This window comes from Nonomuraea sp. NPDC050310, assembly GCF_040655795.1.
In the GTDB taxonomy this organism is placed as follows: domain Bacteria; phylum Actinomycetota; class Actinomycetes; order Streptosporangiales; family Streptosporangiaceae; genus Nonomuraea.
This window is the reverse complement of sequence record NZ_JBFAKP010000004.1, coordinates 376857-391075: the sequence shown is the minus strand read 5'-3', so window position 1 is coordinate 391075 and position 14219 is coordinate 376857. Positions and strand designations below refer to the sequence as shown.

The window sequence follows — 14219 nt, the reverse complement described above, 5'->3', positions numbered from 1 at the left end:
AACCGGACGGCGCTCCTCACGGAGTGCCGTCCGGTCGAAAACCTCAGGGCTTAGCTGTCCTGGGTCTTGGTGTCGTCCGGCTTCGGAACCTCAGTCGGCTTGCAGGTGAAGCTCCAGTCCTCCTTGTCGGAGGCGGAGACCGCACCGGCCGAAGCGGTGAGGGTCAGCGAGCCGGAGGCCGCGCTGATGTCCTGCGCCGGGATCGACTGGGTGCCCTCGGCGGTGAAGGTCAGCGCGGTGGTGGTGCCACCGAGCGAGACGTTCACGACGACGGCCTTCTCGACCTTGCCCTTGAGGGTGACGGTGCCGACGGCCTTGCCCGAGGGGTTCTGGCCGGTCTTGCACTCGTTCTGGGAGACCGTCAGGTCCACCGAGAGGGCGATCGGGTCGTTCGTCTTGCACGGCGCGGCGTAGTCCTGCGCGATGCTGTCCGAGTTGTGCGGACCGACCACGCTGACCGTCATGCGGCCGGCCTTGGTCGGGTCGCTCAGCACGACCGCGGGCATCTCGACGGTCTTCGAACCGGCGGCGGCGAACTCCACCGAACCGCTGTGGCTCTTGCCGTCGATCGCGAAGGTGTAGGTGACCTTGCCGGCGCCGGTCGAGGAGACCGTCGCGTGGGCGCTCACCTTGCCGGTCGGGCAGCTACCGTGGTCGGCCGCGGTGGTCAGACCCGAGACGGACACCTTGGTGGCCGGGGCCTCGTCCTTGCAGACGACCTTGTAGTGGACGCGGTTGGAGTCGTGGGCGTCGCGGCCCAGCAGCTCCAGCACGGCCCAGCCGTGGTGGCTCTCGCGCGGCGAGAAGCCGAAGCCGACCTTGCGGGTGTTCCAGACCTTGACCGCACCGCCGTCGACCGCGCGGCCGTTCAGGATCCAGCGGTACTTCACCCAGCGCGGGTCGTCGACCTTGATCAGACCGGTGAAGTAGATCTTGTCACCGGGGGTGCAGGTGCCGACGTACACGTCAGGGTTGACCCAGGCGCGGGCGTAGGCGTTGTTGGCGCGCGGGGCGGCAACACGCTCGTCGGCGCAGTCGACCGAGAAGTAGCCCTTCTTGGAGGTCACCTTGCGCGGGCTGAGGACCTGCAGGACCTCGGCGCCCTTGACGTCGCCGTTGAAGGTCAGCGACTGCCGGACGGTGACGGACTTGGTGCCCTTACCGCTCAGCTTCAGCGTCTTGACCTTGCTCGCCGAACCGTCCCCGTGCAGCCAGCGGTAGGCCAGGACGGTCTTCCCGCCGGTCAGCTTGAGCTTGACCTGGGCGGAGAAGTCCACCCGGGTGGGACAACTGCCCTCGTAGTTCCGCTCCTTCGCCGTGGGCGTGGAGACCGAGACCTTGGGCTTGGGGGCGGCGGCGGACTGGGTGGCCTTCCCAGCCGTCACCGAGGTGGCCGCCTGCGCGGAGCCGGCCATCAACCCCGTGACCATGGTGGCCAGCACCGCGGTGGTGGCGCCCAGCGCCGCCACTCGACGGGCCAAACCGAGAGACTTCATGTGAGAGTGCTCCATTCCTAGGAGGAAAGACACGCTCGGGAACGGTCGCCACGCCGTCACTTTCTGTGCACGGCCAGATGGCAAAGCCCCCGCAAAGCCTCTTTACTAAAGCACAAAACAGATTGCACGCTCAATACGGACTACCGCCCCCAAATGTCGCTATTTCGGGACGGAGTCCGGAGTAATTTTCGGCCTCGAGTGCGCTACCTGCGGAAATACTCCGTTGTACGGCGGATGCCCCACGGTCCGGGGCCGGGAAAATCTCCTACCACGAACTTCGCCCCACGCTCAAGCCAGCGACCAGGCGATGCCGTCCAGGATGTCGTGCTCGCTCACCACCACCTCGCCGAACCCGAACCTCCTGACGATCCGGTCAAGAATCAACGCCCCGGCGCCGATCACGTCCACCCGCCCCGGATGCATCACCCCGAGTGCCGCCCGCTCGTCGTGCGTCATCGCCAGCAGGCTCCGCGTCACCTCGTGGACCTGCAGCGCCGCGATCTTGGAGTGGTGGATCCGCTCCGGGTCGTACTCCGCCAGGCCGAGCGCGATCCCCGCGACCGTCGTCACCGAACCGGCCAGCCCGACCAGCGTCGTCGCCTGCCCGACCGGGATCGTGTCAGCCACCCGGTCAAGCGCCGCCTCGATGTCGGCCACCACCGCCTCCAGCGCACCCGCGCCCGGCGGGTCACCGGCGTCCTTCAGGTGACGCTCGGTGAGCCGGACACAACCGATGTCCACCGAGATCGCCCCCTCGGCGGACCGCTCCCCCACCACGAACTCGGTCGAGCCGCCGCCGATGTCCACCACGAGGTACGGTCCCCCGCCCGCGCCCTCACCCAGCTCACGCGTGGCCCCGGTGAAGGAGAGCTGCGCCTCCTCGCCCCCGGTGACCACCTCGGGCTCGACGCCGAAGATCTCCCGCACCCCGGCCACGAACTCGTCCCGGTTGGCGGCGTCCCGGGTCGCGCTGGTGGCGACCACGCGGGTGGCCACCGCGCCGTGCTGGTCGATCAGCTTGCGGTAGCCGCGCATGGCGGCGAAGGTCCGGTCGAGCGCCTCAGGCGCCAGGCGGCCGGTCCGGTCGACGCCCTGGCCCAGGCGGACGATCTCCATCCGCCGCTCGACATCGGTCAGCGTGCCGTCCGCCAGATCGGCGATCAGGAGCCTGACCGAGTTCGTCCCGCAGTCGATGGCCGCGACGCGGGTCACGCCTCGTCCTCCAGCCGCACCGAGACCATGGTGGTGAAGCTGCCGCTCTCGTCCGACTGCACGCACACGCACGACCCGTCGGCCCACCACTCCGGCAGCAGGTCGAGCGCCTCCCGCCCGAACGGGTTGCTCCCCGGCACCGCCAGCTCGTGCGCCACCAGGGCGTGCAGGCACTTCACCCGCAGCGGCATCCCGCCCGTGCTCTGCGTGCCCGGCGGGAGCGGCTCCACGCCCTCCTCCTGCGCCGCCTTGTCCCGGCGGACCAGGTAGTCGTCGTGCGCCGCCTGGTAGGCCGCCGCCAGCTCGGGGTCGTCGGCCAGCCTGGCCTGCATCTCCTTCATCACCCCGGCGCTCTCCAGCTTGCCGATCTCCGAGGCGGCCTTCGGGCAGGTCAGGTAGTACAACGTCGGGAACGGCGTGCCGTCCGGCAGCCTGGGCGCGGTCTCCACCACGTCCGGCCGCCCGCACGGGCATCGGTGCGCGACGCCGCGCAGTCCCCTCGGCACGCGGCCGAGCTGGAGCTCTACCGCCTGAATGTCACTGGCTTCCACTTGGTCCCCCCGAATCCGGTTGCCTAGCCGTGTCCACGGCCACCACGGATTCCCACAACGTCTCGTACCACGGCGGTGCCGCGGTGTCCTGCTTGGCCGCCACCGGTCCCTCGTTCTGCTTCGCCTTGGGGACCAGGTAGCACTTCGCGCCCGGATCGCACAGGTGCAGGCGTTCCCGGGCGGCGCGTTTCGTCCAGTTCGGGTCGAGGACCCGGCGTTGCTCCTCCTCCACGCGCAGCCGCTCGGCCTCCACCCGGTCGCGCTCCGCCTCCAGCCTGGCCACGTCCCGGCGGGTGGAGATGTACTCCCGGACGGGGTAGGCGAGGCTCATCGCGATCGCGCACACCACCACGGCCAGGATCGCCGCCCGGCCGGTGAGCTGCGGTCGCCGCGGCCTTCCGGGAGGGTTGCCCTTTCCGGCACCGTTCCCGGGCCTGGGGCCCCCGTTGCCGGGGCCGCCTGGCCTGGGCCCCCCGTTGCCGGGGCCGCCTGGCCTCGGTGGGCTGCCGGGGCCCCGGGGTGGGCGGGGGGTTGGGTCGGGGGTCTCGGCCAGAGGCAGCAGCTCGTCCTCAGAGCCCGGCCCGCCGTCCCCGGCCGGCCGCCCTTCGGACGCCGCAGCCGCCCGGACTCCGTCCCGGCCCGGTCGGCCGTCGGGGCCCGAGCCGCTCCGGCTCCCGTCCCGGCCCGGTCGGCCGTCGGGGCCCGAGCCACTCCGGCTCCCGTCGCGGCCCGGTCGGCCCGCCGCAGCGGGGCCCGTCTCTCGTGGAGGGCGGCCCTCGGCTGAGGGAACCGTCTCTCGGGAGGGCCGGCCGGCCGCAGCAGGGCCGCCGTCGCGGGGCGGGCGTCCGGGAGTGGCGGGGTCGCCGTCTCGGAGGGGGCGCTTGGCGGGCGGCGGTTCGGCGTCTCGGGCGGGGCGCCTGGGGCGGCCGCTCGTGGAGGCGGGCCGGTCCGTGTCGTCCTGGGAGTGCGGGTCGGTCCCACGGCCGGAGCCGCTGACCGCCCGCAACCGGCTGTCCCGCCCCGAGCCACCGGCCCGGGATCCAGAACTCCGCGACCCGCCGTCACGACCGGCCCCACCACCCGACCGGCCACCGCCCTCACGACCGGAACCACCGGACGACCGGCCACCACCCTCACGAGCGGAACCACCGGACGACCGGCCACCACCCACACGGGCGGAACCACCATCTGACCGGCCGCCATCCTCACGAGCGGAGTCGGCGGACAGGTCGGGGAGGTCGGGGAGGTCCGGCCCCGAGCCTCGCCCGCCACCGGAAGACCGCCCGCCACCGGAAGACCGCCCGCCACCCGAAGACCGCCCACCCCCGGAAGACCGTGGGCGGCCTGAGGGGGTGTGGGGGTCGGGTGGGGTGGGTCGGGGCGCCAGGTGGTCTCGACGGTCGCCGGGCCTCGCCTCGTCACTCATGCGCTAGCTCCAGTGTCCGGGTCCGGGGGCACGGCTCGCGCCAGACATGCGGCGCGAGCCGTACAAAAACCTAGCGCCGGAACCGAGGGAAAGCCGCGCGACCCGCGTAGCGGGCGGCGTCGTCGAGGAGTTCCTCGATGCGCAGCAGCTGGTTGTACTTGGCGACCCGGTCGGAGCGGGCGGGCGCGCCGGTCTTGATCTGGCCGCAGTTGGTAGCGACGGCGAGGTCGGCGATGGTGGTGTCCTCGGTCTCGCCGGAGCGGTGCGACATCATGCACCGGTAGCCGCTGCGGTGGGCCAGGTCGACGGCGTCGAAGGTCTCGGTGAGCGTGCCGATCTGGTTGACCTTGACCAGGAGGGCGTTGGCGGTGCCCTCCTCGATGCCGCGGGCCAGCCGCTCGGGGTTGGTGACGAACAGGTCGTCGCCGACGAGCTGCACGCGGGAGCCGAGCGCCTGGGTGATCTTGTTCCAGCCGTCCCAGTCGCTCTCGTCCAGCGGGTCCTCGATGGAGACCAGCGGGTAGGAGTCGACCAGCTCGGTGTAGAAGGCGATGAGCTCGTCGGCGGACAGGCCCTTGCCGTCGATGGTGTAGACGCCGTCCTTGTGGAACTCGGACGCGGCCACGTCGAGGGCGAGGCCGATGTCCTGGCCCGGGGTGTAGCCGGCCTTCTCGATGGCGACGAGGATGAGGTCGAGCGCGTCGCGGTTGCTGGGCAGGTTGGGGGCGAAGCCGCCCTCGTCGCCGAGGCCGGTGGCGTAGCCCTTCTCCTTCAGCACGGACTTGAGCGCTTGGTAGACCTCGGTGCCCATGCGCAGGGCCTCGCGGAAGCTCTCCGCGCCGATCGGCGCGATCATGAACTCCTGGACGTCCACGTTGGTGTCGGCGTGGGCGCCGCCGTTGAGGATGTTCATCATCGGCACCGGCAGGACGTGCGCGTTGGGGCCGCCGAGGTAGCGGAACAGCGGAAGCTCGGCGCTCTCGGCGGCGGCCTTGGCCACGGCCAGGGAGACGCCGAGGATGGCGTTGGCGCCCAGCTTGCCCTTGTTGGGGGTGCCGTCCAGGTCGATCATGATCTGGTCGACGATGCGCTGGTCCTCGGCCTCGACGCCGTGGATCTCGTCGAAGATCTCGTCGGTGACGGCGAGGACGGCCTTCTCCACGCCCTTGCCGCCGTAGCGGTCGTCGCCGTCACGCAGCTCGACGGCCTCGAAGGCGCCGGTGGACGCACCGCTGGGCACGGCCGCGCGGCCGGTGCTCCCGTCGTCGAGGACGACCTCGACCTCGACGGTCGGGTTACCACGGGAGTCGAGGATCTCGCGGGCGTAGACGACCTCGATGGTAGCCACGTCAGGCGCTCCTAAGAGTCGAAGGGCTGTTGCGTCAGCAGCCTATCGAGGTCTACTTGCTGGTACGGCTACCGCCCCAGCGTCCAGGTCCTGACGCGGCCTCCGTCGACCGCCACGGCGACGAGGTCCAGCCCGGCGGCCACTGCGGTGATCTTGTGCCCGGCGGCGAGGAGCCGCCGGGTGCGGCCGTCGGGCGAGTGCACGACCAGCCCGCGCCTGCCGTCCACGACCGTCCCGTCCCCGGCGGTCACGACCAGGGGCCCGCCGGCTTCGACCGGTTCGCCCACGGCCAGGAAGTCGGCCGAGTAGGTCTGGGTGCGCGTCTCGGTGGTCACCGAGAGCCGCCCGCCCTCCAGCACGGTCACCGCGTGCACCGGTTCCGGCAGCACGGTGGTTTCCGGGCCCCGTCGCACCTCGCCGAGGTCGGTGCCGGCCACGATCTGCTCGCCGTCCCACCCGAGGGTGAGGATGCGGCCCTTCACCGTGTGCCGCACCTTCGGCGCGCGCCGGCCGAGCAGGTCGGTCTCGATGATCCTGCCGTCGGCGCAGCCGGCGTAGACCGAGGATCCGGCGAGGGCGAGCCGGGCGGGCCCGCCGCCGCAGTGGTAGAACGGCCCGCTGCGGTCGGCTCGGCTGAAGTAGGTGCGCAGGGTGCCGGTCTCGTCCGTCCAGGCGGTGACGGTGTCGTCGCCCGCCTCGGTCGTCACCGGGCCCGCGGCGACGGTCACGACCTGCCGGGCGGGGCTGAGCGGCAGGTCCTCCCACAGGGATCCGGCGTCCGGGTCCCACAGCTCGACGACTTCCTTGGTCTCGTCGGGGACGACCACGAGCGGCTTGCCGTCCACCTCCGCCACGCCGAGCGCGTGCGCGGTCAGGCCGGAGGAGCCGAACACCCGCCCGGTGCTCGTCTGGGGCTGGGAGGCAGAGGGCTGCGTGATCGGGGTCTGGGCGCCGGGCCGTACCACCGGGGACGTGGTCAGCGTCTGCTCGCGCCACAGGAACGTCCCGGCGAGCATGGCGGCGGCCAGCGAGGCGGCGAGCACGGTCCAGCCGCGCCGGGTCAGCCGTCCCGCCGGCCGCCGCACGTCCGTCGGCTGCTTCCCGCCCGCCCGCCGCTTCCCGCCCGCCGACGGCTTCCCAGCCGACGAATGCTTCCCGGCCGGCGAATGTTTCCCGGCCGGCGGTTGCTTCCCGGCCGGCGGGCGGGGCGCCGCGTGCTGCCCAGCCCCGGTACGGCGCAGCAGCAGGTCCAGGACCTCCTGAGCGTCGGGCCGCCGAGCCGGGTCCTTGTCCAGGCAGGCCTCCAGCACCGACCGCAACGGCTCGTGCACCGCGGCCAGGTCGGGCGAGGCGTTGAGGATGCGGTGCATGACCGCGGGGATCGACTCCCCGTGGAACAACGACCGCCCGGAGGCCGCGTACCCGATGGTCGCCGCCCAGGCGAACAGGTCGGAGGCCGCGCTCGCCGGCTCCCCGGCGATCTGCTCGGGCGCCATGTACCCGGGCGTCCCGATGATCGAGCTGGTCCCGGTGGTGGCGGCGTCGGCGGTCCTGGCGATGCCGAAGTCGATCACCCGCGGCCCGTCCGGCCCGAGCAGCACGTTGCCCGGCTTGAAGTCGCGGTGCACGATCCCCGCGCCGTGGATGGCGGCCAGGGCGGTGGCGGTGCCCACGGCCAGCCGGTCGAGCTCGCCGCCGCGCAGGGGCCCGCGGGCGGTGACCAGCTCGGCCAGCGAGGGCCCGTCCACGTACTCGCTGACCAGGTAGGGCCGTTCCTCGTCGAGCCCGGACTCCAGGACGCGGGCCGTACAGAAGCCGGCGATCCTGGCCGCGGTGGCGGCCTCGGCGAGGAAGCGGCGCACGGCCCGCCGGTCGCCGAGCAGGCGGGCGTGCAGGACCTTCACCGCGACCTTGCCGCCGTCTGGGGCCAGGCCCAGGTAGACGGTGCCCTGGCCGCCGTCGCCCAGCACCGAGGTGAGGCGGTAGCCGGCGATCTCCCGCAGCTCGCCACGCCCCAGCGCTCGCGCCCGCGTCATGGGCCTCCCCCGCCTCGTCCCGCATCAGTCAGCGCACGATCCTGACATTCCTCCTAAATTTCCGCGACCTCACCGATGAGTTCCGCGTGTCCCCGCGGTCTCCCCTTCAGACGAACTTCTGCAGGAAGAGGATTGATCAACATGGAAGCGGTCAACTATCTCGACGTCCCCGGCGCCCGGATCTGCTACGAGGTGCGCGGCAACGGCCCGGTCCTCGTGCTGGCCGGCTCGCCGATGGACGCCCCGTCCTTCGCCGCGCTGGCCGAGCTGATGGCCGACGAGCACACCGTGGTGACCCTCGACCCGCGCGGCGTCTCCCGCAGCACGGTCACCGACCCGGAACAGGACACCACGCCCGAGCTGCGCGCCGACGACGTCGTGGCGATCCTCGACGCGCTGGGCGCCGACACCGCCGACTTCCTCGGCAGCAGCGGCGGCGCGGTCACCGGGCTCGCGCTGGCCGAGCGGCACCCGGGCCGGCTCCGCGTGCTGGTCGCGCACGAGCCGCCGCTGCTGGAGCTGCTCCCCGACGCCGCCGAGCAGCGGGCGGCGACCGAGCACATCATCGACACCTTCCACCGCGAGGGCGCCGGGGCGGCCATGGCCGCGTTCATGGCCAACGCCGGCTACGACCTCGACCAGATGGAGATGGTGATGGGCGACCCCGAGGAGAAGTCGCCGGAGGATCAGGCCAGGGAGGAGGCCGAGGCCGCCCGTTTCTACAACCACGAGCTGCGCGGCACGGTCAGCCACCGGCCCGACCTGCGGGCGGTGGCCGCGGGCGCGGCCAGGGTGGTCGTCGGGATCGGCGAGGAGTCGGGCCCGCTGGTGACCCACCGCACCTCGACCGTGCTCGCCGAACAGCTCGGCGTCGAGCCGGCGGTCTTCCCCGGCGAGCACGTCGGCTTCGTCACCCACCCCGGCGACTTCGCGCAGACGCTGCGCAAGGTGCTGGCCGGCTGAGGGCTAGCGCGACTCCCAGTTGAGCACGCGGTCGCGGTAGGTCAGTGCCGCGGCCCGCAGCTCGGCCTCGGGGTCGAGCCCGGCCTCCAGGCAGCGCCTGACCAGGTCGAACAGCTCGCGTGCCACGCCCTGGCCGACCGCGTGGGCCAGCGAGTCGGGCACGCCGGAGCGTTCGGCCCGCTTGATGAGCTGGGCGGTGAGCGAGAGCGCGGGCTGGCCGGTGGGCACGCCGTCGAAGACGTCCTTGTCCGCCCGCTCGGCCGCCTTGATCGCCTCCCAGTTGGCGTTCACGTCGTCGGCCGTGTCGGCCCGGACGTCGGCGAAGACGTGCGGGTGCCGCCGGACCAGCTTGTCGACGATCCCGGCGGCCACGTCGTCGATGTCGAAGTGCTCGGCCACCCGGGAGTGGAAGGCCACCTGCAGCAGCACGTCGCCGAGCTCCTCGCGCAGCCCGTCGAGGTCGTCCATCTCCACCGAGTGCTGGACCTCGTAGGCCTCCTCGATGAGGTACGGCACGAGCGAGGCGTGGGTCTGCTTGCGATCCCACGGGCACTCGGCGCGCAGCCGGTCCATGACCGACACCAGGTCGAGCACGCGCGCCCCGGGCAGGTCGTAGGAGCCGGGCACGACCTCGATCTCGGGCGGCTCGTCGAGCGCCAGCGCGGCGTGCCCGAAGGCGCGCATGAGCTCCTCGGCGGCGTCGAGCCAGACGACGGTCTCGCCGGCGGCCCGCCGCGCGGTCGCCGCCGGGTCGGGGGTCACGACCTGGAGGTCCACCCCCGCCTCCCGCAGGTACGGCAGGGCCGGATGGTCGTCGACCGCGGTCAGCACCGGCCCCGAGGTCAGGAGCTGCCAGGCCCGGTGGCTGAGCAGGCCGGGGGCGACCCGGGGCGAGGTGACGACGACGACGAGCGGCATGTCAGCCCTGCGGGGTCTGCGGCTGGGTCGTGGCGGTGAGCTTGCCGAAGCGGCCGGTGTCCACGAAGCCCTGCTGCTGGGCGTCGAAGGCGCCATAGCGGGGGTTGTAGGTCACCTTGAACTTCTGGAACTCCTTGCCCAGCGGCTCGGTGGCGCGCTCCTGCGCCGCCTGGTCGGTGCCGCCGCCGAACTTCTGGATCAGCTTCTGCACCGAGATGATGCTGCGCAGGTAGGTGCGGCCGATGCTCGGCGGCACGGCGCTGCGCATGAGCTGCTCGTTGACCGACATGCCCTGGGCCTGCTGCTCGGCCGCGGCCACGAACTGGTCGATCTCCGCCTCGGTGACCTGGACGCCGCTGGCGGCGGCGACCTGGAGCGAGCGGCTGCTGTCGACCATGCGGTAGAGCACCGCCTGGTTGAGGGGGATCCCGATCTCAGCGGGATTGATCTTGGCCGTCTGCATCGCGGTCTGCAGCTCCTGGACCCTGGCGTTGAGGTCCTGGGCGGCGATGCGCTCCTTGCCGACGACGGCCGCGGCCCCGGCCTCGACGGGCGTGGAGCAGGCGGTCAGCGCGATACCGGCCGTCAGCGCGGCAGCGGCCATACGAATCGACTTCACGGTAAGAGTTCCCTTTCCGAACAAACCGCGGCTAGCTTACCCGTGCGGGCTCGAGGAACATCGCCTCGACCAGGTCGCCGCACCATTTGAGCAGATCCAGGTCGCGCAGCGGCTGCCCGCCCACCGGTTTCGTCTTGGGCACCGGCACGAGCAGGGTCTCGGCGGCCTGCTTGTGGATCGCGCTCTTGTACAGCCGCTGGAGGCGCACCTGCTGCGACTCCTTCAGCACGACCGGGCTGAACTTGATGTTGGCGCCCTGGAGCACCACGTCGGTCAGGCCGGCCCTGCGGGCGTTGATCCGGAACCTGGCCACGGCCAGCAGGTTCTCCACCTGGACGGGCGGCTTGCCGTACCGGTCGGTGAGTTCCTCGCGCACGGCGGCGATGTCCTCCTCGGAGGCGATGGCCGCGATGCGCTTGTAGGCCTCCAGGCGCAGCCGCTCCGAGGTGACGTAGTCGTGCGGGATGTGCGCGTTGATCGGGAGCTCGACCCGCACGTCGGGGCGCTCCTCCGGCTCGCTCTCGCCGGAGAGCTTGGCCTTCTGCTCCTGGACCGCCTCAGCCATCAGCCGGACGTAGAGGTCGAAGCCGACGCCGGCGATGAAGCCGGACTGCTCGGCGCCGAGCACGTTGCCGGCGCCGCGGATCTCCAGGTCCTTCATCGCGACGTACATGCCCGCGCCCATCTCGGTGTGCTGGGCGATGGTGGCCAGGCGCTCGTGCGCGGTCTCGGTCAGCGGGCGCTCGGGCGGGTAGAGGAAGTAGGCGTAGCCGCGCTCGCGGCCCCGGCCGACCCGGCCGCGGAGCTGGTGGAGCTGGGACAGGCCGTAGTTGTCGGCCCGGTCGACGATGAGGGTGTTGGCGTTGGGCACGTCGAGGCCCGACTCGACGATGGTCGTCGAGACCAGCAGGTCGTACTCGCGCTCCCAGAAGCCGACCATGATCTGTTCGAGCTGGTGCTCGTTCATCTGGCCGTGCGCGACGGCGATGCGCGCCTCGGGGACGAGTTCCTTCAGCCGGGAGGCCACCTTGTTGATCGAGGCGACCCGGTTGTGCACGAAAAAGATCTGCCCGTCGCGCATCAATTCCCGGCGAATGGCTGCGGCGATCTGCTTTTCGTCATAAGGCCCGACAAAGGTCAGAATCGGGTGCCGCTCCTCCGGCGGCGTGAGAATGGTGGACATTTCACGAATTCCGGTGAGGCCCATCTCCAGGGTCCGCGGAATCGGCGTGGCCGACATCGCCAGCACGTCCACCTGGGTGCGCAGGTGCTTCATCGCCTCCTTGTGCTCGACGCCGAAGCGCTGCTCCTCGTCGATGATGATCAGCCCGAGGTTCTTGAAGCGCACCTCCGGGTTGAGCAGCCGGTGCGTGCCGATCACCACGTCGGTCTTGCCCTCGCGCAGCTCCTCCAGCGTGTTCTTGACCTCGGCGTCGGTCTGGAAGCGGGAGACCGGCTTGACGGTCACCGGGAAGTTGGAGAAACGCTCGTTGAAGGTGGACAGGTGCTGCTGCACCAGCAGCGTGGTCGGCACCAGCACGGCGACCTGCTTGCCGTCCTGGACCGCCTTGAAGGCCGCGCGCACCGCGATCTCGGTCTTGCCGTAGCCCACGTCGCCGCAGATCAGCCGGTCCATCGGGATCGGGCGCTCCATGTCGCGCTTGACCTCGTCGATCGCCTCGAGCTGGTCGCCGGTCTCGGCGTAGGGGAAGGCGTCCTCCATCTCGCGCTGCCAGGGCGAGTCGGGCGCGAAGGCGTGACCGGGCGAGGCCATCCGGGCGCTGTAGAGCCGGATCAGCTCCCCCGCGATCTCCTTGACCGCCTTCTTCGCCCGCGACTTGGCCTTGGCCCAGTCGGCGCCGCCCATGCGGTTGAGCGTGGGCGCCTCGCCGCCGACGTAGCGCGTGACCTCGTCGAGCTGGTCGGTCGGCACGTAGAGCCGGTCGCCCTTGGCGTACTCGATCACCAGGTACTCGCGGGTGGCGCCCTGCACGGTGCGCTGCACCATCTCGACGTAGCGGCCCACGCCGTGCTGCTCGTGCACGACGAAGTCGCCCACCTTGAGCTGCAGCGGGTCCACCATGTTGCGGCGGCGCGAGGGCAGCCGGCGCATGTCCTTGGTCGAGGCCTTCTGGCCGACCAGGTCGAGGTGGGTCAGCACCGCCAGGCCGGGCGTGATGAAGCCGTGCTCCAGCAGGCCGGTGCCGACGTGCACGATCCCCGCCTCGGGCGCGCGGTCGATCGACTCCTCCAGCCGCGCCGGCACGTCCACGCCGCGCAGCAGCTCGACCATGCGCTCGGCGGGCCCGTGGCCCTCGCTGAGCAGGACGACCGCCTTGCGCTCGGCCAGCCAGCCCTTGATGTCCTCCAGCGCCTTGCGCGTGTCGCCGCGGTAGGCCTCGCTGTCATGCGCCTCCAGTTCGACGCCGGTGCCGAAGGGCGCGATCGACCACCAGGGCAGGCCCAGCGCGTCGGCGTGCTCGCGCACCTCCTCCAGCGAACGGAACGCGGCCGCGTCGAGGTCGATGGGCGCCTCGCCGCCGGCCGCCGCGTTGATCCACGACGCCTCCAGGAACTCCTGCGAGGTGCGGACCAGCTCCTCGGCGCGCCCGCGGATGCGCTCGGGGTCGCAGACGAACACCGCCGACTCCTTGGGCAGGTGGTCGACCAGCAGGTCCATCTCCCCCGCCAGCACCGGCGCGAAGGCCTCCATGCCCTCCACCGGCGAGCCCTCGGCGAGCTGGTCGAGCACCTCGGCCAGCGCCGGGTGCTCGCGCGACAGCTCACGGGCCCGCTCCCGTACGGCAGGCGTCAGCAGCAGCTCGCGGCACGGCGGCGCGAACAGCCCGTCCACCGCCACCTCCAGCGAACGCTGGTCGGCCACCTTGAACCAGCGGATCTCCTCGACGGTGTCGCCCCAGAACTCCAGCCGCAGCGGGTGCTCCTCGGTCGGCGGGAAGACGTCGAGCAGCCCGCCGCGCACGGCCACCTCGCCGCGCTTCTCCACCATGTCCACCCGGTGGTAGCCGTTCTCCACCAGCCGCTGGACCACGTCGTCGAGGTCGGCGTCGTCGCCCGCGCGCAGCCGGATCGGTTCGAGGTCCCCCAGACCCTTCACGATCGGCTGCAGCAACGCGCGCACCGGCGCGACGATCACGGTCAGCGGCCCGGCCGCCAGGTCGCCCTCGACCGGGTGCGCCAGCCGCCGCAGCACGGCCAGCCGCTGGCCGACGGTGTCGCTGCGCGGGGAGAGCCGCTCGTGCGGCAGGGTCTCCCAGGCCGGGAAGACCGCGACGGTCTCGGGATCGATCAGCGAGGTCAGCGCGGAGGCGAGGTCTTCCGCCTCGCGTCCGGTGGCGGTGACCGCCAGCACCGTGCGCCGCTCGCGCCCGGCGAGCGCCGCGACCGCGAACGGGCGCAGCGCGGCAGGCGCGATCAGCGCGGCGTCCCCGCCCGCGTCGAGCGCGTCGGCCAGTTTCTGGTCGGCGGAGACGAGATCAAGAAGACCGGAAAGACTCATGCCCACAGCCCCACGATGGCAACACGACCACCCCCGGCCAGGACGGACACGGGGGTTCTGGTGTCCCAGACTATCCGGTGGCCGCCCAGGAGCGAGAAATCCCGCACGAAACGACAGCGAATGACTACTG

Annotated in this window: 10 protein-coding genes; 1 reads left to right on the top strand and 9 read right to left on the bottom strand. The window is 71.8% G+C overall.

What is annotated here, in order from left to right; translation table 11 throughout:
- Positions 1-50: 50 nt before the first annotated feature.
- The 6 genes from AB0I67_RS14960 to AB0I67_RS14935 all read right to left on the bottom strand — a co-directional run bounded on the left by AB0I67_RS14960 (position 51) and on the right by AB0I67_RS14935 (position 8069).
- Positions 51-1496: a hypothetical protein gene (locus AB0I67_RS14960; RefSeq protein WP_357923249.1), complete on the bottom strand. Its 1446-nt coding sequence runs from the start codon at positions 1494-1496 to the stop codon at positions 51-53.
- 288 nt (positions 1497-1784) lie between these two features.
- Positions 1785-2708, bottom strand: coding sequence for a Ppx/GppA phosphatase family protein (locus AB0I67_RS14955; RefSeq protein WP_357923247.1), 924 nt, complete (start codon positions 2706-2708; stop codon positions 1785-1787).
- A complete protein-coding gene (locus AB0I67_RS14950; protein WP_357923245.1) occupies positions 2705-3259 on the bottom strand; it encodes a DUF501 domain-containing protein in 555 nt (184 codons plus the stop codon). The genes AB0I67_RS14955 and AB0I67_RS14950 overlap by 4 nt, the downstream gene beginning before the upstream one ends.
- Positions 3246-3590 (bottom strand): septum formation initiator family protein, encoded by a 345-nt coding sequence (locus AB0I67_RS14945; protein WP_357923243.1) that lies wholly within the window; start codon positions 3588-3590, stop codon positions 3246-3248. Before AB0I67_RS14945 ends, AB0I67_RS14950 begins: the two co-directional genes overlap by 14 nt.
- Before the next feature lie 1165 nt (positions 3591-4755).
- On the bottom strand, positions 4756-6033 hold the full coding sequence (gene eno / locus AB0I67_RS14940; protein ID WP_357923241.1) for a phosphopyruvate hydratase: 1278 nt from the start codon (positions 6031-6033) through the stop codon (positions 4756-4758).
- Between the two features lie 68 nt (positions 6034-6101).
- Entirely contained in the window at positions 6102-8069 is a 1968-nt protein-coding gene (locus tag AB0I67_RS14935) for a serine/threonine-protein kinase (protein ID WP_357923240.1), read from the bottom strand.
- 141 nt (positions 8070-8210) lie between these two features.
- Between AB0I67_RS14935 and AB0I67_RS14930 the strand changes: the two genes are divergently transcribed.
- The gene (locus tag AB0I67_RS14930; RefSeq protein WP_357923238.1) at positions 8211-9032 is read left to right on the top strand and encodes an alpha/beta hydrolase; all 822 of its coding nucleotides are present in this window, start codon (positions 8211-8213) and stop codon (positions 9030-9032) included.
- A gap of 3 nt (positions 9033-9035) precedes the next feature.
- On the opposite strand, the gene AB0I67_RS14925 is transcribed toward AB0I67_RS14930, so the two are convergent.
- From AB0I67_RS14925 to mfd, 3 genes are read right to left on the bottom strand one after another with little or no spacing between them, the layout of a single operon-like run.
- Entirely contained in the window at positions 9036-9950 is a 915-nt protein-coding gene (locus AB0I67_RS14925; protein WP_357923236.1) for a MazG family protein, read from the bottom strand.
- 1 nt (position 9951) lies between these two features.
- Positions 9952-10569, bottom strand: a complete 618-nt coding sequence (locus tag AB0I67_RS14920; protein ID WP_357923234.1) for a SurA N-terminal domain-containing protein — start codon at positions 10567-10569, stop codon at positions 9952-9954.
- 31 nt (positions 10570-10600) lie between these two features.
- Positions 10601-14089 carry a transcription-repair coupling factor gene (gene mfd, locus AB0I67_RS14915; RefSeq protein ID WP_357923232.1) on the bottom strand — a complete coding sequence of 1163 codons (3489 nt, stop codon included), beginning with the start codon at positions 14087-14089 and terminating at the stop codon, positions 10601-10603.
- Positions 14090-14219 lie beyond the last annotated feature (130 nt).

Coding starts and splice junctions, on each gene's coding strand:
- AB0I67_RS14960 (WP_357923249.1), bottom strand. CDS start 1,496: ATGAAGTCTCTCGGTTTGGCCCGTCGAGTGGCGGCGCTGGGCGCCACC.
- AB0I67_RS14945 (WP_357923243.1), bottom strand. CDS start 3,590: ATGAGCCTCGCCTACCCCGTCCGGGAGTACATCTCCACCCGCCGGGAC.
- AB0I67_RS14935 (WP_357923240.1), bottom strand. CDS start 8,069: ATGACGCGGGCGCGAGCGCTGGGGCGTGGCGAGCTGCGGGAGATCGCC.
- AB0I67_RS14930 (WP_357923238.1), top strand. CDS start 8,211: ATGGAAGCGGTCAACTATCTCGACGTCCCCGGCGCCCGGATCTGCTAC.
- AB0I67_RS14925 (WP_357923236.1), bottom strand. CDS start 9,950: ATGCCGCTCGTCGTCGTCGTCACCTCGCCCCGGGTCGCCCCCGGCCTG.
- mfd (WP_357923232.1), bottom strand. CDS start 14,089: ATGAGTCTTTCCGGTCTTCTTGATCTCGTCTCCGCCGACCAGAAACTG.